19 protein-coding genes and 2 tRNA genes are annotated in these 17,067 nt (G+C 62.4%); 9 read left to right on the top strand and 12 right to left on the bottom strand.

Features of this window, described 5'->3' with window-relative positions; genetic code table 11:
• Positions 1 to 6: 6 nt before the first annotated feature.
• The 7 genes from AB6B38_RS07265 to AB6B38_RS07235 all read right to left on the bottom strand — a co-directional run bounded on the left by AB6B38_RS07265 (position 7) and on the right by AB6B38_RS07235 (position 4,079).
• Positions 7 to 783, bottom strand: coding sequence for a hypothetical protein (locus AB6B38_RS07265; protein ID WP_371392183.1), 777 nt, complete (start codon positions 781 to 783; stop codon positions 7 to 9).
• A 132-nt stretch (positions 784 to 915) separates the two neighbouring features.
• Positions 916 to 1,182 carry a Txe/YoeB family addiction module toxin gene (locus AB6B38_RS07260; RefSeq protein WP_371392182.1) on the bottom strand — a complete coding sequence of 89 codons (267 nt, stop codon included), beginning with the start codon at positions 1,180 to 1,182 and terminating at the stop codon, positions 916 to 918.
• Positions 1,179 to 1,454: a type II toxin-antitoxin system prevent-host-death family antitoxin gene (locus tag AB6B38_RS07255; RefSeq protein WP_127569476.1), complete on the bottom strand. Its 276-nt coding sequence runs from the start codon at positions 1,452 to 1,454 to the stop codon at positions 1,179 to 1,181. Before AB6B38_RS07255 ends, AB6B38_RS07260 begins: the two co-directional genes overlap by 4 nt.
• A gap of 37 nt (positions 1,455 to 1,491) precedes the next feature.
• Positions 1,492 to 1,902, bottom strand: a complete 411-nt coding sequence (locus AB6B38_RS07250; RefSeq protein WP_371392181.1) for a TIGR02301 family protein — start codon at positions 1,900 to 1,902, stop codon at positions 1,492 to 1,494.
• A gap of 32 nt (positions 1,903 to 1,934) precedes the next feature.
• On the bottom strand, positions 1,935 to 2,333 hold the full coding sequence (locus tag AB6B38_RS07245; protein ID WP_371392180.1) for an NUDIX hydrolase: 399 nt from the start codon (positions 2,331 to 2,333) through the stop codon (positions 1,935 to 1,937).
• 5 nt (positions 2,334 to 2,338) lie between these two features.
• Complete coding sequence (aroC, locus tag AB6B38_RS07240) at positions 2,339 to 3,433, bottom strand: chorismate synthase (protein WP_371392179.1); 1,095 nt, start codon at positions 3,431 to 3,433, stop codon at positions 2,339 to 2,341.
• 76 nt (positions 3,434 to 3,509) lie between these two features.
• A complete protein-coding gene (locus AB6B38_RS07235; protein ID WP_371392178.1) occupies positions 3,510 to 4,079 on the bottom strand; it encodes a J domain-containing protein in 570 nt (189 codons plus the stop codon).
• Between the two features lie 99 nt (positions 4,080 to 4,178).
• On the opposite strand from AB6B38_RS07235, the gene pdxH reads away from it, so the two are divergent.
• Both pdxH and AB6B38_RS07225 read left to right on the top strand, forming a co-directional pair.
• Positions 4,179 to 4,847: a pyridoxamine 5'-phosphate oxidase gene (gene pdxH, locus AB6B38_RS07230; RefSeq protein WP_371392177.1), complete on the top strand. Its 669-nt coding sequence runs from the start codon at positions 4,179 to 4,181 to the stop codon at positions 4,845 to 4,847.
• A gap of 24 nt (positions 4,848 to 4,871) precedes the next feature.
• Positions 4,872 to 5,684, top strand: coding sequence for a DUF1499 domain-containing protein (locus tag AB6B38_RS07225; protein ID WP_371392176.1), 813 nt, complete (start codon positions 4,872 to 4,874; stop codon positions 5,682 to 5,684).
• Here the strand turns inward: AB6B38_RS07225 and AB6B38_RS07220 are convergent.
• Both AB6B38_RS07220 and AB6B38_RS07215 read right to left on the bottom strand, forming a co-directional pair.
• Positions 5,681 to 6,607 carry an MBL fold metallo-hydrolase gene (locus AB6B38_RS07220; RefSeq protein ID WP_371392175.1) on the bottom strand — a complete coding sequence of 309 codons (927 nt, stop codon included), beginning with the start codon at positions 6,605 to 6,607 and terminating at the stop codon, positions 5,681 to 5,683. The two genes, AB6B38_RS07225 and AB6B38_RS07220, sit on opposite strands and share 4 nt — an antisense overlap.
• Positions 6,604 to 7,548 carry a hypothetical protein gene (locus AB6B38_RS07215; RefSeq protein ID WP_371392174.1) on the bottom strand — a complete coding sequence of 315 codons (945 nt, stop codon included), beginning with the start codon at positions 7,546 to 7,548 and terminating at the stop codon, positions 6,604 to 6,606. Before AB6B38_RS07215 ends, AB6B38_RS07220 begins: the two co-directional genes overlap by 4 nt.
• 181 nt (positions 7,549 to 7,729) lie before the next feature.
• Here AB6B38_RS07215 and AB6B38_RS07210 point away from each other — a divergent pair, with 181 nt between their 5' ends.
• Genes AB6B38_RS07210 through AB6B38_RS07200 form a run of 3 tightly spaced genes read left to right on the top strand, consistent with a single transcriptional unit; the run spans position 7,730 to position 9,806 of the window.
• Entirely contained in the window at positions 7,730 to 7,909 is a 180-nt protein-coding gene (locus AB6B38_RS07210; RefSeq protein WP_371392173.1) for a hypothetical protein, read from the top strand.
• A gap of 59 nt (positions 7,910 to 7,968) precedes the next feature.
• A complete protein-coding gene (locus AB6B38_RS07205; protein WP_371392172.1) occupies positions 7,969 to 8,901 on the top strand; it encodes an ABC transporter permease in 933 nt (310 codons plus the stop codon).
• The gene (locus AB6B38_RS07200; protein WP_371392171.1) at positions 8,901 to 9,806 is read left to right on the top strand and encodes an ABC transporter permease; all 906 of its coding nucleotides are present in this window, start codon (positions 8,901 to 8,903) and stop codon (positions 9,804 to 9,806) included. Before AB6B38_RS07205 ends, AB6B38_RS07200 begins: the two co-directional genes overlap by 1 nt.
• A 112-nt stretch (positions 9,807 to 9,918) precedes the next feature.
• Here the strand turns inward: AB6B38_RS07200 and AB6B38_RS07195 are convergent, their stop codons facing one another.
• Positions 9,919 to 10,530 (bottom strand): hypothetical protein, encoded by a 612-nt coding sequence (locus AB6B38_RS07195; RefSeq protein ID WP_371392170.1) that lies wholly within the window; start codon positions 10,528 to 10,530, stop codon positions 9,919 to 9,921.
• Between the two features lie 257 nt (positions 10,531 to 10,787).
• On the opposite strand from AB6B38_RS07195, the gene AB6B38_RS07190 reads away from it, so the two are divergent.
• Both AB6B38_RS07190 and AB6B38_RS07185 read left to right on the top strand, forming a co-directional pair.
• Complete coding sequence (locus AB6B38_RS07190) at positions 10,788 to 12,419, top strand: peptide ABC transporter substrate-binding protein (protein WP_371392169.1); 1,632 nt, start codon at positions 10,788 to 10,790, stop codon at positions 12,417 to 12,419.
• Between the two features lie 5 nt (positions 12,420 to 12,424).
• On the top strand, positions 12,425 to 13,513 hold the full coding sequence (locus AB6B38_RS07185; RefSeq protein WP_371392168.1) for a DUF3667 domain-containing protein: 1,089 nt from the start codon (positions 12,425 to 12,427) through the stop codon (positions 13,511 to 13,513).
• Positions 13,514 to 13,586: 73 nt separating this feature from the next.
• Here the strand turns inward: AB6B38_RS07185 and sppA are convergent, their stop codons facing one another.
• Together sppA and AB6B38_RS07175 are read right to left on the bottom strand one after the other, a co-directional pair.
• Positions 13,587 to 15,383, bottom strand: coding sequence for a signal peptide peptidase SppA (sppA, locus tag AB6B38_RS07180; RefSeq protein WP_371392167.1), 1,797 nt, complete (start codon positions 15,381 to 15,383; stop codon positions 13,587 to 13,589).
• 138 nt (positions 15,384 to 15,521) lie between these two features.
• Positions 15,522 to 15,598, bottom strand: a tRNA-Pro gene (locus tag AB6B38_RS07175).
• A gap of 157 nt (positions 15,599 to 15,755) precedes the next feature.
• Between AB6B38_RS07175 and AB6B38_RS07170 the strand changes: the two genes are divergently transcribed.
• Together AB6B38_RS07170 and AB6B38_RS07165 are read left to right on the top strand one after the other, a co-directional pair.
• Positions 15,756 to 15,830: transfer RNA gene (locus tag AB6B38_RS07170), tRNA-Gln, on the top strand.
• A 465-nt stretch (positions 15,831 to 16,295) separates the two neighbouring features.
• Positions 16,296 to 17,066 carry a DUF3450 domain-containing protein gene (locus tag AB6B38_RS07165; RefSeq protein ID WP_371392165.1) on the top strand — a complete coding sequence of 257 codons (771 nt, stop codon included), beginning with the start codon at positions 16,296 to 16,298 and terminating at the stop codon, positions 17,064 to 17,066.
• The last annotated feature ends 1 nt before the right edge of the window (position 17,067 follow it).

Here is a 17,067-nt window from a genome sequence, read left to right as displayed (position 1 = left end):
GGGCTGTTAATCCGATAGCTCTATATATTCAAAAAGAGGATTGAATGTTCCCGATCTGATGCTGTTCAGATTATTGAGATCTATCCCCGCCCTTGCGTGCTGCACTCCGTTATCATCAATTATAATCTGTCCAAAACACTTGAAATTGCCTTGGGAGTCGCAGCGACCAAATTGAATTGGAGGCCCCACATCGTCAACTGATCCATCATTACATATGCGATTTATTTCGTGTGCCAAGGCCCCCAATCCTTCACGTTTGTCCTTATCGATAAATTTTTCACCGGAGCCAAAGATCGTGGAATTGCTTTGTTGAAAATCAACTTCACTGGAATCTACACTTCCATCGTCGCGAAGCTTTAGCCAGAATGCCCTAGGCTCGTTGTCAGCGGGGAGTTTGCCACAAATAACTATTGTGGCGAAGCTATTCTTGCTTAAATAACTGGCAATTTCCGTTGATAATGCCACGTACGCGTCGAAAACGATCTCGGACAAATGTCTAAAAGAAAGCAGGCGTTTATCTATCGTGGTTTGAATATTGTAAACAATCTCAGCTATGGACTCTTTGACTGCATAAGCCGTGAGTGAACTTCCAGCAAAGCAAAATCCGAAGCGGCCAGTGGCAAGCTCAGGCTGAGTGCCGTCAGGGTTTCTCGCTCCAAATATTCGATAATCTATCGCGCATACCTTTACGCCTACGTCAATTTTTGAGCTGCCGATTGTAAGTCGAGAGTCCGATATTAAATGTATGCCTTGAGGGTTTTTATGAACAGCGACTACTGTCATTTTTAATTTTACCGATATTTTTCAATAAGAAAGTGCGTTACTTGGCTCGACGCTGTCTTGAGAGGTGACGTGCAAGAGGCGCGGATTTTTACTATGCCGATCTGCCGAGAACGTGACCAGTGGGCATGGCACTCAATAATGATACCGGCACTGCACGATCTGGATGCGGGCGTCCTCGCCCGCTCCGGTGACGCGGTAGACGAGGCGGTGTTCGCCATCAATGCGGCGCGACCACCAGCCCGACAGCGAACCCTTTAGCGGTTCAGGCTTGCCAAGGCCATCAAATGGCGCGCGGCGTATATCCTCGATGAGTTTCAGGCAGCGTTTGAGAAGTTTGGGCTGCTGGGCGGCCAGCCAGCCAATATCCTCAAGGGCCTGAGGCGTCAGCTCTACATTCACCGGTCCAGCAGCGCGGCAAGCTCGTCGGCGCTGTGGCGCACGGCTTCGCCCTTGTCCGCAGCGGCGATGGAGGCGGCAAGGCGCGCGGCATTGGCCGGGCTTTTGAGCAGATAATTCGTCTCCTGAATGGCTTCCCATTCAGACAGCGGCACCATGACCACCGGCTCACCGCCCTGACGGGTGATGATGGCCGGAGCCTTGTTGCCGGTGACGCGCTCCATCAGCGCTTTCAGGCTGGCGCGCGCTTGGCTGAAGGTGAGGATCGTATCCATGCGAAATTTGTACAGATTTCTGTACAGATTTGCAAGATCAATCCGCGTAATTGCGCCGCAGCGTCTCCGACAGCGCCTGACCCTGCAGCGCGAGGCGCTGGGCCTCCATCTCGCTTTCCGCGCCGCAGCGCGTGCGCCGCTGCTGGTGCTGGCGGAAGCCTTCATTGAAGCGGGTAATCATGCGCTGGCGGCGCGGATTGCCCTCGGGCGCTTCCAGCGCCAGCAGGTTTTCCATGCGCCGGCGCCATTGCTGCGCCCCTGAGCCCTGACACAGGAAGGCGAGCGCGTGCAGCTCGCCCAGAACGCCGGCCAGCTGCTCCAGCGGATAGGTGGATTCTGACTGCGCCGCGCCATGGGCCGGGGCCTGTCTGGCCAGCGTGCCGGGCTTGGGCGCGAAGGCCGTCAGGGCCGGAACAAGCAGGGCGAGGAGGGCGAGGCGCGCGATCATGGGGCGTCTATTCGTCTGTAAAAGCGGCATGTTCAAGGCGTGATTAGCGATTTTGAGAGCGAGATGACATTGCGCGTCTCGTCCCAGCCCACCTTCTCCATTGCCTCGGCAAAGGAGAAGAAGGCGGCGTCCAGTGCATCATCGGCGGCTTGCGGCTCGCCAGCGAGCCATTGGCAGGCATAGTCGATCATCACGTAATGCCCATGGGCAGTGATGGATTCAAACGCGCCGACAAGGCCTTTCAGGCTGGCCTCTATCCCTGTTTCCTCGCGGATTTCGCGCGTCAGGGCGCTTTCCAGCGTTTCGCCGAAATCCACCTTGCCGCCGGGGATCGACCAGTGGCCCTTGAACGGCTGTCTGCCGCGCCGGATCAGCAGGACATCGCCGCCGCGCCAGACCACGCCGCCGACGGCCAGGGTGGGGGACTGCACCGGCTTCACCGGCTGGTCTGCGCGCGGTGGCGCAGCATGTGATCGGCCAGCACCAGCGCCACCATCGCCTCGCCCACAGGCACGGCGCGAATGCCGACACACGGATCGTGGCGGCCCTTGGTGACGACTTCCACCGGCTCCAGATCGCGGGTGAGGCTCTGGCGGGGAATGCGGATGGAGGAGGTGGGCTTGATGGCAAAGCGCACAACGATGTCCTGGCCCGTGGAGATGCCGCCCAGCACGCCTCCGTTGTGGTTGGCGCGAAAGGCGGGCTGACCGTTGTCATCGAGATACATCTCGTCGGCGGCGTCTTCGCCGCGAAGGCTGGCCGCTTCGAGGCCCGCCCCGATCTCCACCGATTTGGCGGCATTGATGCTCATCATCGCGCTGGCAAGATCGGCATCCAGCTTGCCATAGACCGGCGCGCCCCAGCCGGCGGGTACACCGGAAGCGACGATCTCCACCAGTGCGCCGAGCGAGGAGCCATCCTTGCGGATGGCGTCCATGTCCGCCTCCCACAGCTTTGCGGTCTCGGCGTCCGGGCAGAAGAAATCATTGCGGTGAACCTCGTCCCAGTCCCAGCGGGAGCGGTCAATGGCGCGCGGACCGATCTGGACCAGCGCGCCGCGTATCGTGATGGCGTCTCCCAGCACCTTGCGGGCAATCGCCCCGGCGGCGACGCGCGCGGCGGTTTCCCGCGCGCTGGAGCGCCCGCCGCCGCGATAATCGCGCACGCCATACTTAGCGTCATAGGCATAGTCGGCATGACCGGGCCGCCAGCTATCGCGGATATCGCTGTAGTCCTTGGAGCGCTGGTCGGTGTTTTCAATCATCAGGCTGACTGGTGCGCCGGTTGTCACCGGCCCGCCCGTGCGCTCGTCCTCAAACACGCCCGACAGGATGCGCACGGCATCATCCTCGCGGCGCTGGGTGACGTGGCGCGACTGGCCGGGCTTGCGCCTGTCCATGAAGGGCTGGATGTCCGCCTCGGTCAGGGCGATGCCCGGCGGGCAGCCATCCACCACGCAGCCAAGGGCAGGCCCGTGGCTTTCACCCCATGTGGTGAAGCGGAAAAGATGGCCGAAACTGTTGTGAGACATATGACAAGCCGCCGCAGGGTCAGGGATTTGGCGGTATCCTAGAGCGCGTTCGCGCCCGCGTCATCCGTGGTGCGGCCTACGCTGCGTTCTTGCGCACCCAGCGGGCAAAGCGCACAGCCGGAGAGGCTTTGACGAAGCGTTCGTAAAACGCGGTCAGCAGGCCCGCATTCTCGTTCGCCTTCGCCCGGGCCTCGGCTTCAGCGAGCTTTCTGGCCTTTTCCTCGCGCGCGGCGCGTTCGGCAGGGCCTTCGTCGGCCGTGCAGTCTGCCATCGGGTCACGCACCAGAATGCGCACCTGCCAGGCCGGCTCGCCGATGGGCACGACAATCGCGCCTGTCTTGCTGAAAGGCAGGACGCGCATCATCGCGCTGCGGCCATCAAGATCGACCGTACGCAGCCCGCCTACGCGCGCTTCTTCCGGCGTCATCACAATATCGACCTGGCGCGGGGCGCACATTTTCAGAATTTCGTGCGCCTTCAGCAGGATTTGCAGGCGTGACAGCGTATCGGCGGTCGGTTCCACATGATCGGGATGGACCGCCTTCACCTTCGCCCGGAAGGCGGATTTCACCGCCGCGTAGTTGCTGCCGGGTTCCAGGCCCAACACGCGGTATGCGGCATTTATGGCTTCGCTTGCACTGCTCATTACGGCAATCTAGCCGCCCGCAGGTTGGCGAAAGGTTGACGAACTGGCGCACCGCGGCATTTCTGGGTGTATGCCTGCTTTTTCTTTAAGGAGCCGCCGATGGCGTCACGCGATTTCATTCCGCCCAGCCCCAGCGAGGCCGATTACAAGCGCGAGGGCGGGACGGGCGATGCGCCGCTGACCCATGGCAATGATCCCTTCGTGCTGTTTGCCGAATGGCTCACCCTGGCGCGGGAAAAAGAACCCAATGATCCCAACGCGATGGCGCTGGCGACCGTAGACGAAAGCGGGCTTCCCGATGTGCGCATGGTGCTTCTCAAAGACGCCGATCCGCGCGGCTTTGTCTTCTACACCAATCTGGAAAGCGCCAAGGGCAACCAGCTCGCAGCCAACAGCAAGGCGGCGCTGTGCTTTCACTGGAAGTCGCTGCGCCGGCAGGTGCGGGTGAGGGGGCTGGTGGAGGCGGTGAGCGCCGAAGAGGCCGACGCCTATTTTGCCAGCCGTGCGCGCGACAGCCGTATCGGGGCCTGGGCCTCGGCCCAGTCGCGCCCGCTGGAAAGCCGTCATGCGCTGGAAAAGAAGGTTGCCAAATTCGCCGCCAAGTTCGGGCTTGGCGCGATTCCGCGCCCTGATTTCTGGAGCGGATACCGCGTGAAACCCTTGCGGATCGAGTTCTGGCGCGACCGTCCCTTCCGCCTGCATGACCGTCTGGTGTTCGAACGGGCCGATTTGGACTCTCCGTTCACCCAGACTAGGCTCTATCCATAGGGTTCAAACAGGGGCGGGGGTATCATGGGCATTTTGCTGACAATCAGGACGTTCGCCGTCTGGCTGGCCGCGCTGGCTGCGATCATCGCGCCGCTGTGGTTTGCGGCGGCGGGGCTGGGATCACGCATCGGCCTTTGGGACTGGCGTTTCGGTCTTGGCACCATGACACGCGAGATCGGGCCCAACCTGTTGTTTGCCGCTGTGGGGCTGGGCGCTCTGGCGCTCGTCCTGCTGATCGCCACGGCGATCCTGGTCAAGGAACGGCGCGCGGGCGTTGGTGCCTGGGTCGCGTCAGTGGCGGCGATTGCCGTCGGGGCGGCGGGGCTGTGGTACGCGGCGTCCGTGGCCGCGCGCGCTGCCGACATTCCGCCCATTCACGACATTTCAACCGACACGGCCAGTCCGCCGCAATTTACCGCCTCGCTCATCACGCGGCGCGGGGCGGATGCCAATTCGGTGGATTATGAATCCAAGACCGATCCGCGTTCGGGCCGCCCTCTGCCCGAGGTGCAGGCTGAGGCTTATCCGGACATTGCGCCGATTGCGGTAACAGCTGAGCCGCTTGAAGCCTATCAGGCCGCCTTGCGGGTGGCGCGCGAACTGGGATGGACGGTCTCTACCGAGTCCGAGCGCGAACTGATGTTCGAGGCGACTGCGACGACATTCTGGTACGGCTTCCGCGATGACATCGTGGTACGCATCACGGCCCTCACCGATGGCGGGGCCGTGGTCGATGCCCGTTCGGTATCGCGCGTGGGGGTGTCTGATCTGGGTGCCAATGCGGCGCGCCTGCGTACCTTCTCGGCGCGCTTGCGTGACCGTCTGGACGAGGACTAGCGCACCAGCGCGTAAGTGCTGTCCAGCGCCGGTTCGCCCCCTGTCGTCACGCGCCCGCGCTGGTGCAGATCCACCATGTGCGACCAGACCGACATGGCTGCAGCCGGATAGAGCCGTTCATCCAGCCCGGCATACATGGCCGGAAGCAGGGCGGTGATCGTGGACGGGCCAGCTTCCAGCGCGTGGAGTATCTGTGCCTCGCGGTAATGGCGGTGGGCGATATAGGCTACGATGAAGGGTTCGGGGTCTGTCACCGGCGGGCCATGGCTCGGCCAGAGCGTCGCAAAGCCGCGCTGGCGCACGCGTTCGAGCTGCTGCAGATAATCGCCCATATCACCGTCGGGCGGCAGCACGACCGAGGTTGCCCAGCCCATAATGTGATCCCCGCACAAAAGGGCGTTTTCTTCCATCAGCGCCAGGCAGATATGATTGGCGGTATGGCCGGGTGTATGCAGCACGTCCAGCGTCCAGCCCGGCCCCGCAATGGCATCGCCATCATCCAGCGTGTGATCGGGCACGAAGCTGAAATCAGCGCCTTCTTCCATAACCGGCGCATCCGGATCCATCGGCCGCCCGCCCGCCGCCGGCCGGCCATAGACTTTCGCGCCGCGATGATCGGCAAACCGGCGCGCCAGCGCCGAATGGTCGAGATGGTGGTGGGTCACGATGACATGACTGACCGTCTCGCCTTCAAGGGCGCGGTTGAGAGCATCGAAATGCGCGTCTTCGGCAGGGCCGGGATCAATAACGGCCACCTTGCCGTGCCCGACCAGATAGGTGCCGGTGCCGGTATAGGTGAAGGCCCCGGAATTGCCCGCCACCACGCGCCGGATGGCAGGGGAGACCTGATCGGCCCGTCCCGGCTCGAACTGCATATCCCGTACAAACGGAATGGGCGCAGGCGCTACCGGCGGCCGGGTCATGCGGCTATCGCCGATTGCCCGCGGCGAAGGTGCGCGTCCAGATAGATATCAAATTGTGCAGCGAGCTTGCGCACGGCGGTAATCTTGTCCTTCAGGCCGAGCGCGACGGTCGGTCCCATATCGGTCTTGTTCACGTCAACGATCCACAATTCGCCCGTATCGCGGTCACGCAAGACGTCAATGCCGCCCCAGTCAAGAGCCATGGCCGCGCAGAAACGGGAAATCATCGCCCGTTCGGCAGCGGTGAAGACAGTGGCCGGATCGGCCAGCGTTGCGCGCGTGTTGAAATTGGCAAAGCGGCGCTCCACCGGGCGGCGCTTGAGATAGACCTGTACGACGTCGCCGCCAATGATCGAGCAGCGCAGGTCCAGCACATTGCCGTCATCGTCCACATTGTTGATGAGGCGCTGATAGGTGTGGCCTTCACGCGGGGTCTGCGGCTCGCGCAGTATCCGGCCACTATGCGCGGCGTTCTGTTCGGATTTCTCCACATAGGCGCCGGGCGGGTTGGCCGGATCACAGAGCAGGGCGCGGCCTGTAACCTGCTCGAACACCCGTGCCACATGCGTTTTCGAGATATCGGCGCAGCCTGCATTGATGGTGGGCATAGGGGCGGGGAATGACCGCTCTGTCACCCAGGTGGAATCGTCGAAGACAAAGATGATATCGGCTTCATCCGCACTTTGTGCGAACCGCGCATGGCTTAGTGCCATCACCGGCCAGATCAGATACCAGGGCCGCACCCGGTCGGGCGTGAACCAGATGCGCGGGCCATTGCAGCTCACGGTATGGCGGGCACACTCCACCCAGATGTGGAACACGCACCAGTTGAGAAAATCGCGCACTGTGGCCGGTTCGACGCGAACCGCTGCGCCGGTTTTCTTCACGTGCATCGTGCCTTTGGCGTAGCGGAAATCATTCCACCAGGCAGAAGAGGCCATCAGGCAGGGCTCCTGGACAGGTTCAGGCGCACTCTAGCGCGTCGGCGGGGCTTGGCAACGCAAATGGTGTGCTTTGCACAGTAGAGGCTGCGGCGCGGTTTTTGCTGCTCTGTAAAACCGATTGGCAGACTGGAACAGGCTGGTACAGGTGATGGGTCCGGGAAAGAAGCTCTGGCTGGGTATGTCGGCGCGCATTCGTGTTGTTTTGATGGCAATGCTGGCGGTGGCGGCGATGAAGCTGGGGAACAATATGGCGTCCTCCGGCGATGGCGGAGCCGCCAGCGCGGACAATGGCGCCCGCATTTCGCTGGACCGGGCGGCCCTGCAGCCGGCCGCAGATATGACTGCGGGCACGCCTTGATCGGCAGACGCTAACCGGCCAAGACTTCGCGGCTCCGATTAGTCACAGCGCAAGGCTTCATGCTCAGTTACCTCGCCCGGCGCCTGCTCGTCGCCATCCCGACGATTCTGGTGATCATTACCGTTGCGTTTTTTATGATGCGCGCCGCGCCCGGCGGGCCGTTCGACCTTGAGCGTCCTATGCCTGAGGAAATCCGCCAGAACGTGCTGGCGGCCTATGGCATGGATCAGCCTGTCTGGAAGCAGTATGTCGACTATATGGCCGGGATCGCCCGGTTTGACCTCGGCCCGTCCCTGAAATTCCGGGACAAGTCGGTCGCCGACATCATTGCCGAAGGCTTTCCGGTCTCGGCCGTCATCGGCGCGCTATCCATATCGCTTGCCGTGTTCGTGGGCACGATAATGGGCTCCATAGCCGCGCTGAGGCAGAACAGCGCGGCCGATTATACCGTAGTGGGCATATCGACGATCGGGATAGTTATCCCGCCCTTTGTGATGGGGCCGATACTGGCCCTCCTGATCGGCCTGCACTGGGGATTGCTGCCAACCGGGGGCCTCGACCCCCGGCACGGCATGACGGTGGAGCGGCTGATCCTGCCAGTGGTGACGCTCGCCCTGCCGCAGATCGCCATCATCTCGCGCCTGATGCGTGCCTCCATGATCGAGGTTCTGCGTTCCAACTATGTCCGCACCGCCAGGGCCAAGGGCCTGCCTGCTGCCAGCGTGGTCGTGCGCCATGCGCTGCGCAGCGCCGTCCTGCCGCTGGTCAGCTATCTTGGCCCGGCCGCCGCGGCGCTGCTGACCGGCTCGATCGTCATCGAGCAGGTCTTCCAGCTGCCCGGCATTGGCCGTCAGTTCGTTCAGGCCGCCCTGCAGCGCGACTACACGGTCGTGATGGGTGTGGTCATTCTCTATGCCAGCCTGATTATCGTGCTGAACCTGATCGCGGATCTGCTCTACGCGGCGCTTAACCCGAAAGTGAAGTACGACTGATGAGTTTCACCGCGACACCGTCAGAAAAGACCGAGATGATGGAACGCGCCGCCGTGCGCGGCCGGTCCCTGTGGGATGATGCGCGCGCGCGGCTATTGCGCAACAAGGCGGCCGTGGCGAGCCTTGTGCTGCTGGGGATTCTCACATTTCTGGCGTTCATCGGCCCGCTTTTGTGGGTTCACGATTCCAGCTTCATCTATCGTGACCGCGTGCAGATCCCGCCGGGCTGGGAAAACTTTCACCTGTTTGGCACCGACGCGCAGGGGCGCGACCTGCTGGCGCGCACGCTTGTCGGCCTTCGCATGTCTCTCATGGTCGGCGTGGTGGCGACAGCTGTATCGCTGGTGATTGGCGTCCTGTGGGGCGCGACGGCCGGCTTTATCGGCGGGCGCGTGGACCAGCTGATGATGCGCATTGTCGACGTGCTCTACTCGCTGCCCTTCATCTTCTTCGTTATCATCCTGATGGTGGTGTTCGGGCGGAATATCATCCTGATCTTCGTGGCTATCGGGGCGGTGGAATGGCTGACCATGGCGCGCATCGTACGCGGCCAGACAATAACCCTGAAGAGCATGGAGTTCGTTGAGGCGGCCAGGGCGGCCGGCGTCAGCCAGTTCTCCATCATCCGCCGCCATATCGTACCCAACGTGCTGGGTCCGGTGGTCGTCTATGTGACGCTGACCATTCCGGCGGTGATCCTGGCCGAAAGCTTTCTGAGCTTCCTGGGGCTGGGCGTGCAGGAGCCGCTGACCTCGCTGGGTAATCTCATCTCCAACGGGGCGCGTGACATGGAGGTCGCACCGTGGACGCTGATCGTGCCCGCACTGACGATGATGCTGACGCTGTTCTGCTTCAACTTTATCGGGGATGGCCTGCGCGACGCTATCGATCCGAAGGATCGCTAGCGCTCGCGCGACTCCACACAAAAGATGGGGCGACGCTATCGATCCGAAGGATCGCTAGCGCTCGCGCGACTCTCACAGGAATCCGGGGCGACGCTATTGATCCGGGGGATCGCTAGTCGCGCGCGGCCCGGAACCGTACCGGGTGCGTGCTGAGCCGCATGAAGTGCGAACTCATGGCGCCGCGCTCAATCTCGACGGTCAGCCCTTCGGTGTTGCGCGGAACCGGAATCCGGCGCGCATCGGTCTGACGCCAGACCTGTCCGTCAGCGAGTGTCACGACAAGCTTGCCTAGGGGATCGGTGCGGATCGCGCGTACCGGAACGCCAAGCAGCGCCTGGATGTCACCGGACTCGGTGCGAACCGCAACCGCGCCATCGTCATATGCCTGTTCTGCGGGCAAGGCGCTGCTGCCGGCAAATAATGAGCCGAACATGCGGCCGGCACCGGCCACGGCGGTTCCGAACGTGCTGCGTTCGGCCGCTGCCGCGCGGGCGCGCTCAAGAACGGTCAGCTCTCCGGCGCTCATTGCAGTGTCCAGCGCTGCTGACGTGCGATCCATGCAAGCCAGACGGTCAGTGTCGGAGGCTATGGCGCGGCAGGCCAGAAGCTCGTCTACGAGCGCAGAGCTTTGCTGCTCCTGTGCGGATGCGCCAGCTCCTGCAAGCGCCAGCGCGCTGGCAGCAAGGGCAAGGCGTGGCAGGCTGCGCACACGGGTGTCGAACATGGCGGGTTTCCTCCAGACAGAGCGAACCGCGATATGAGTGCCTTGCACCCGCGCCTGTCAATGCAACGGTAACATGTAAGGCTGGATATTGGCGCTCTGGATCAGGGTGTTCTGCTGCCGGCAGGCCGCGAACCGATTGCGGTTGCCATAGTCTCGCCAATCAGCAAGGGATATGATCTGGTTCAACCGGTAAGCCGGATGTTCGTGTGGCTGCGAGGGGAAACGCGCCGCGCTATCAGCAACAAGGGAGATAATTCATGGGGATTTTCAGACAGGCAGGCGCGTTGGCGCTGGCCGGTGCCGCCGCTCTTGCGCTTAGTGCGTGTGGCCGTAGCGATGTGGATGGCGACTCGGTCGTGCTCCATCGGGGCAATATGGCTGAGCCGTTGTCGCTCGATCCCCATAAGTCGTCCGGCGCCTGGGAGAACAACATTATTGGTGACATGTTCATCGGCCTGTTCACCGAGGATGCTGCGGGCGAACCCATTTTCGGGATGACCGAAAGCTATGAGATTGCCGAGGACGGTCTGAGTTGGACCTTTACCTTGCGCGAAGCGGTGTGGAGTGACGGCGAGCCGGTCACTGCGCACGATTTCGAGTTTGCCTTCCAGCGCATTCTCGATCCGGCTACGCTGGCTCAGTATGCGTCGCTCCTTTACCCGATCCGCAATGCACGCGAGGTCAATATCGGCGAACTGGATCCGTCCGAGGTCGGCGTGCGTGCGGTAGATGACCGGACATTGATTATCGAGCTGGAGTTTCCTGCACCCTATCTGCGAGGGCTGCTGACGCACTACACGACCTTCCCGGTGCCCCGCCATGTCGTCGAGCGCTATGGCGATGCATGGGTGCAGCCACAGAATATCCAGACCAATGGCGCCTACCGGCTCGCGGCCTGGCGCGCGAACAACTACATTCACCTCACCCGCAATGAACGCTTCTGGGACAACGAGAATGTCTGCATTGACGAGGTGTATTACTATCCCACGGTCGACAATGCGGCGGCAGAGCGCCGCGTGCGCAATGGCGAGCTGGATCTGATTACCGATTTTGCCGGCCAGAGCCTGCCCTTCCTGCGCCAGCAGGTGCCCGACTATGTGCGCGTTCACCCCTATCTCGGCGTTGTGTATTTCTCGTTCAACACGACCCTTGAGAAGTTCTCCGATCCGCGCGTGCGCAATGCGCTGGGCATGGCTATTGATCGTGAGTTCATCGCCGAGAACATTCTGCGTGCGGGCCAGATTCCGGCGCACTCCTTCATTCCGCCGGGCGTTGACAATTACCCCGGAACAGCGCGGATCGGCTGGTTCGATGCGCCGGTTGAGGAGCGCCGCCGTCTGGCGCGCGAGCTTCTGGAGGAAGCGGGCTACGGGCCGGACAACCCGCTGCGCTTCACCTACACCTTCCGCGCGACAGGCGATAACCCGCGTATCGCGCCGGTCGTGCAGCAGGACTGGCAGCTGATTGCTGACTGGGTGCAGGTCGATATCCAGGTGGTCGAGACGCAGATTCACTACTCCAACCTGCGCTCCAGCGATTACGAGCTGGGCGATGGCGGCTGGATCGGCGATTATAACGACGCCTACAATTTCCTGTTCCTCGCCGAGACCGAGTCCGTGCCGATGAACTACACCCGCTGGTCGAATGAGGAGTACGACACGCTGGTGGCGCAGGCCAACCGCACGGTTGACGCAGAGGAGCGCGGCCGCCTGCTGGTCGAGGCAGAGCAGATCATGCTCAACGAGATGCCCTACATCCCGATTGTTTATTACGTGAACAAATCGCTGGTGAATCCGCGCGTGACCGGATGGGAGGACAATATCGTCCACATTCACCGCACGCGCTGGATGTGCTTCTCTGACCTGGCAGACGGGCAAGCTGAAGGCTGACCACGTTGAACGAAAACCTGGGGGAGGCAGCAGATACGGTAATCGAGCACGCTCAGGCCGATGCGCTGGGCGGGCTCGCTGCCGGCCGCGGAGATGATGGCGGCAGCGACGGTATCTGCCGCAATTGCGGCGCCGAGCTGGTCGGCGAGTTCTGCCACAGCTGCGGGCAGAGCGCCCGCAGCCTGCGGCGCCCCTTCTGGACGCTGGTAAAGGAAAGCGTCGAGACCCTGTTCGTCATGGACGGGCGGCTGGCGCAAACCCTGCCGGCGCTGATGGTGTATCCGGGGCGTGTGTCGCGCGACTATCTTGATGGCCGCCGCGCCCGGTTCATTCCACCCTTCCGCCTCTATGTCTTCGCTTCCCTGATTTTCTTCGTCCTGCTGCCACTGACGCTGGGGCAGGGGATCGGTTTTGATCCGTCCATGGGCGGCATTGATACCGCCCGTGAACAGCTTGAGCAGGCCCGTGACAGCGGCGAGATGAGCGAGGAGGAATACCGGGAGGCCGTTGAAGGGCTCGGACTGGCAGAGAGCATATTACGCGGAGGCGCGCCGCAAGCGACGCCGCAGGACGCGCCGGAGCGCAGCCCCAGCGCGTCGCCGGAAGCGGCCATGCCGCCTGAGGCGCTAGAAGCCTTGCGCGAGGCGGGCCGGACCGGCGATGTGGACGCGACGGGACTTGGGTTCGTTCGGGACAATGCATCCGCCCTCTGGGCCGAGACCCGCCGGTGGGTGCCGCGCATCATGTTCGTCCTGCTGCCGGTTTATGCAGCTCTGCTGGCCCTGGTGTATCTGTGGCGGCGGCGCTTTCTCTATTTCGACCACCTGATCGTGTCGCTGCATTTCCATGCCGCGCTGTTCCTGGCCATGACCGTGACCGTGCTGGCATCGATGGTGATCGGCTGGGGCTGGGCGACGCTGGGTCTCCTGATCTATGCCAACGCCTATCTCTACCGGATCAACCGGGTGGTCTATGGCAGGGGCCGGTTTGGCTCGGTGGTGCGCACCCTGACCCTGGATGCGCTCTACTTCTTCTTCCTGATGACGGGCCTGCTGATGGCAGTCATCTTCGGGGCCATGTCGCTGTCCAACTGAGGCGCAGCCCATCAGGAAAAAGCCCGCCGGAAGCCTTCCGGCGGGCCTCTTCTCCGGTTTGGCTGAAGGGCTGCTAGCGCGGCAGGGTCTCGTCAGAGCGCATCTGCACGCCGCGTACCCCGGCCCGTTCACGCGCCTCCAGCGCCGCGCGCACTTCTGGCAGCTCCATCAGGGCCTGCAGGCGCGAGACCGATTGCGCGCCCTCGGCCGACAGGCCGAAAAGCTGCTGCAGGGCTTCAAACGGTGTCGGCTGGCGCGGATAGCTGCGCAGACGCACCGTCTCGTTGGCATCAATGCCGGCCAGCTCGCGTGCGGCTTCCAGTGCCTCGTGCAGCCCGCCAATGCGGTCAACCAGGCCCAGCTCCAGCGCCTGGGCGCCTGTCCAGACCCGTCCACGCGCAATCTCGCGCACCCGGGTGATCGGCAGGTCACGCCCTTCGGCAACCCGGCCGGTGAAGTCATCATAAATGCCGGAGGCCATTGCCTCGATAGCGGCCAGCTGGCTATCGCTGAACGGGGTCTGGGCCGAATAGGCGGTCGCGAACTCGCCGCCGGCCGACACCGGTTCGATATTGATGCCGACCCGGTCCAGCGCCTCGTCGACAACAAGCTTGCCGAAAACCACACCGATAGAGCCTGTCAGCGTAGTGGCGTTGGCGATGATGACGTCGGCAGGCGCCGCCAGATAATATCCGCCCGATGCCGCAAGCGAGGCCATGGAGACGATAACCGGCTTGCCGGCCTGGCGTGCGCGCACCACGGCGTTCCATATCTGGTCGGAAGCAATCGCCGAGCCGCCTCCGCTGTCGACGCGCACGATGATCGCGCGCACATCGTCCGCATCTGCGGCCGCATCAATGGCGTCGGCCATGGCGTCGCCGCCTATCGCGCTGCCGCCGCCAAATCCTGTTTCGCCGGAACCTGTCACGATATTGCCCTGTCCGCTCACGAGTGCGATGACGGGGCCGCGTGTGGCCGCTGGCGTGGCCGCCTGGTTGCGCGCATAGGTCTCGATATCCTGTATCGACGCATTCCCGCCAGCGCGATCCAGCGCTGCTTCACGTGCCGTTGACGGGTGACCGAGCTGATCGATCAGACCGGCCTGCAGGGCCGCTTCGGCGCTGTGCGGACCGGATATGATGCGCTGACGGAAGCTGGCGGCGTCCATGCCGCGATCCTGAGCCGCGGCTGTAAGGGCCGAATCCAGAATGGCGTTCAGATAGGAGCTGGTCGCTTCCAGATGCGCTTCGGTGAAGCCGTCCTCGGTGAAGGTGTTGGCCGCATTCTTGTACTCGTGGAACTGCAGGAACTCGGCCTGGATGCCGAACTGGTCAAACAGGCCGCCGAGGAAGAGTGATTCGCCGGCAAGCCCGACCGCCGAGAATGACGAGGTGTCCTGCATCCAGATTTCGTCTGCGCCGCTTACCGCGAAATAATTGGTGATGCCCGTACCTTCAAAGCCTTGGGCATGGGCGATCACGAAGCGGCCACTGCCGGAGAAGCGGGCCAGGGCGCTGCGCACCTCCTCGGCCTGGGCCGGGGACATGCCGTATTCATTGGCGCGGACGAAAACGCCGCGCACCCGTTCGTCGGCCTGGGCGCGCTGAAGCGTGGTGATGATCTCCACGACAGACAGCGGCTCGGAGAAGGCGAAAGGCGAACGCGATGGCTGGTCGAGCCGGTCGCGGCGCAGATCGAGCTGGAGCACCAGATCGCCGCCTGATGCGCGCGCGCTGCGGCCATCACTGGCTTGCTGTGCGGCAGAGGCAATCAGCGCGGCCAGCATGAAGCCGATCAGCAGCATGGTCAGCACTGCGCCGACGATCACGCCGGCAACCGACCCGAAAAAAGTTATCCAGAACTGGCGCATCGCCGCCCTCCCGATTGTCCGCAGGCCTGGCCGCAATACAGGGCCCCTCACAGTGTGACGATATAGAGCCGTAACCGCCGGGTCGAGGCCGCCGTGGATGTATTATCTGCAATGTCTGATGAGGGGGCGGGATTGAAATGGTCGGAGTAGCAAGATTCGAACTTGCGACCCCCGCCTCCCGAAGACGGTGCTCTACCAGGCTGAGCTATACTCCGAACCGAGGCGGGGTGTATATCCAGTCCCTGCCAGCATGGCAATCGCACTGAACCGGCTTTTGTGCAGAAGATTGTGTCAGACAGTTGCAGCAGGGCGTTGCATCCCGTTCCGGTGCGGGCTATCTAGCGCGTCCGCAAGCACCTCCGGGTGCTCTGCTGGGGTGTGGCCAAGTGGTAAGGCAGCGGTTTTTGGTACCGCCATTCCCAGGTTCGAATCCTGGCACCCCAGCCATTTTTCCGTCATGGCCACGCCATTTTCACCGGGTATGTTGAGCTTGCAGCCATCCTGCAGCCCCTTGGCAAGCAAGGACGGCATTGCGGCGCAGCAAAAATAATCTGTCGCAATTTCGAAACCGTTTCGCGCTAGGAAACGTTAACTGCGAGCGGCGCAGCTTTTGCAGCGCTTGCACGGTTGATCGAAGGCCGATTGGACGCTAGCGTCTGCAATATGGAGTGGAATGCAAAGCATCTGCTCATTCAAAAAGACGGCGGGAAACGCCGCGTTTGAGGGGATAATTGATTATACGGTTATTCCCTGCGGACAATTCGCGGGCCCGTGCGGCCTAGGCGCAAATGTTTGCGCTGACACTGTACCGGGGGTGCCAGATTGAAGCTTTTTGATCTGGCGGATTTTTTTAGAGGGTATTCCGGACGAGCAACATTCCCTGTTTGCTGGCCGGCTTCTGTGAGGCGAGACATGTCACAATTGAAATCACGTCTCCGCACGGCACTTGCCGTCGGATTGGGTTCCATGCTGGTCGCGGGCGCAGCCCATGCCCAGCTCGATCAAGCGCTTCAGGTGGCCCGTCAGTCCACCCAGGAGGGCGCCCGGGCTCAGCAACAGATCAATGACGTCGCGGACCGCGCCGGCGATCTGGAGCGCGAATATCTGGCTCTGCGCCAGCAGATCGAGGATCAGCGCGTTTATGTCGAACAGCAGGAAGTCTTCCTGCGGTCGCAGGCCAACGAGCTTGAGGCCCTTCAGTTCCAGCTTGAGCGTGTTGGCTCGATCGAGCGCGATCTGACGCCGATGCTGCTGGAAATGTATGTCGCCATCGAAGAGTTCGTCACCAACGACCTGCCCTTCCAGAGCGATGTGCGCCGCGCCCGTCTCGACAATATCGAGCAGCTGCTTGGCGATGCGTCGGTGCCGCCGGCAGAGAAATACCGGGTGATCCTGAACGCCTATGAGATCGAGGCGGCCTACGGGCGCAGCCTGCGCACCTATGGCGAGGAAGTCGTCATCGACGGTGTTCCCAACGAGGTGAACGTTCTTCAGTTCGGCCGTGTTGCGCTGGTGCGCATCTTCCAGAACGGCTCGATGGAAATCATGACCCAGTCAAACCCTGAATGGCGTTCGCTGTCAGGATCCCACGCCAACAACGTCCAGCGTGCTCTGCGGATCGCGCAGGAAGTGACCACGCCTGACGTGTTTGTCGCGCCCCTTCCGGGCCCGGCTACCCGCTAGC

Source organism: Glycocaulis abyssi, assembly GCF_041429775.1.
Classification (GTDB): domain Bacteria; phylum Pseudomonadota; class Alphaproteobacteria; order Caulobacterales; family Maricaulaceae; genus Glycocaulis; species Glycocaulis abyssi.
This window is presented reverse-complemented; position numbering and strand designations above follow the sequence as displayed.

Excerpts from the sequence above, each read along its gene's own strand:
- AB6B38_RS07165 (WP_371392165.1), top strand. The coding sequence starts at position 16,296 with ATGTCACAATTGAAATCACGTCTCCGCACGGCACTTGCCGTCGGATTG.
- aroC (WP_371392179.1), bottom strand. The coding sequence starts at position 3,433 with ATGTCTCACAACAGTTTCGGCCATCTTTTCCGCTTCACCACATGGGGT.
- AB6B38_RS07210 (WP_371392173.1), top strand. The coding sequence starts at position 7,730 with ATGTCGGCGCGCATTCGTGTTGTTTTGATGGCAATGCTGGCGGTGGCG.
- AB6B38_RS07250 (WP_371392181.1), bottom strand. The coding sequence starts at position 1,902 with ATGATCGCGCGCCTCGCCCTCCTCGCCCTGCTTGTTCCGGCCCTGACG.
- AB6B38_RS07220 (WP_371392175.1), bottom strand. The coding sequence starts at position 6,607 with ATGACCCGGCCGCCGGTAGCGCCTGCGCCCATTCCGTTTGTACGGGAT.
- AB6B38_RS07265 (WP_371392183.1), bottom strand. The coding sequence starts at position 783 with ATGACAGTAGTCGCTGTTCATAAAAACCCTCAAGGCATACATTTAATA.
- AB6B38_RS07255 (WP_127569476.1), bottom strand. The coding sequence starts at position 1,454 with ATGGATACGATCCTCACCTTCAGCCAAGCGCGCGCCAGCCTGAAAGCG.
- AB6B38_RS07200 (WP_371392171.1), top strand. The coding sequence starts at position 8,901 with ATGAGTTTCACCGCGACACCGTCAGAAAAGACCGAGATGATGGAACGC.
- sppA (WP_371392167.1), bottom strand. The coding sequence starts at position 15,383 with ATGCGCCAGTTCTGGATAACTTTTTTCGGGTCGGTTGCCGGCGTGATC.
- AB6B38_RS07195 (WP_371392170.1), bottom strand. The coding sequence starts at position 10,530 with ATGTTCGACACCCGTGTGCGCAGCCTGCCACGCCTTGCCCTTGCTGCC.
- AB6B38_RS07205 (WP_371392172.1), top strand. The coding sequence starts at position 7,969 with ATGCTCAGTTACCTCGCCCGGCGCCTGCTCGTCGCCATCCCGACGATT.
- pdxH (WP_371392177.1), top strand. The coding sequence starts at position 4,179 with ATGGCGTCACGCGATTTCATTCCGCCCAGCCCCAGCGAGGCCGATTAC.
- AB6B38_RS07235 (WP_371392178.1), bottom strand. The coding sequence starts at position 4,079 with ATGAGCAGTGCAAGCGAAGCCATAAATGCCGCATACCGCGTGTTGGGC.
- AB6B38_RS07190 (WP_371392169.1), top strand. The coding sequence starts at position 10,788 with ATGGGGATTTTCAGACAGGCAGGCGCGTTGGCGCTGGCCGGTGCCGCC.
- AB6B38_RS07225 (WP_371392176.1), top strand. The coding sequence starts at position 4,872 with ATGGGCATTTTGCTGACAATCAGGACGTTCGCCGTCTGGCTGGCCGCG.
- AB6B38_RS07215 (WP_371392174.1), bottom strand. The coding sequence starts at position 7,548 with ATGGCCTCTTCTGCCTGGTGGAATGATTTCCGCTACGCCAAAGGCACG.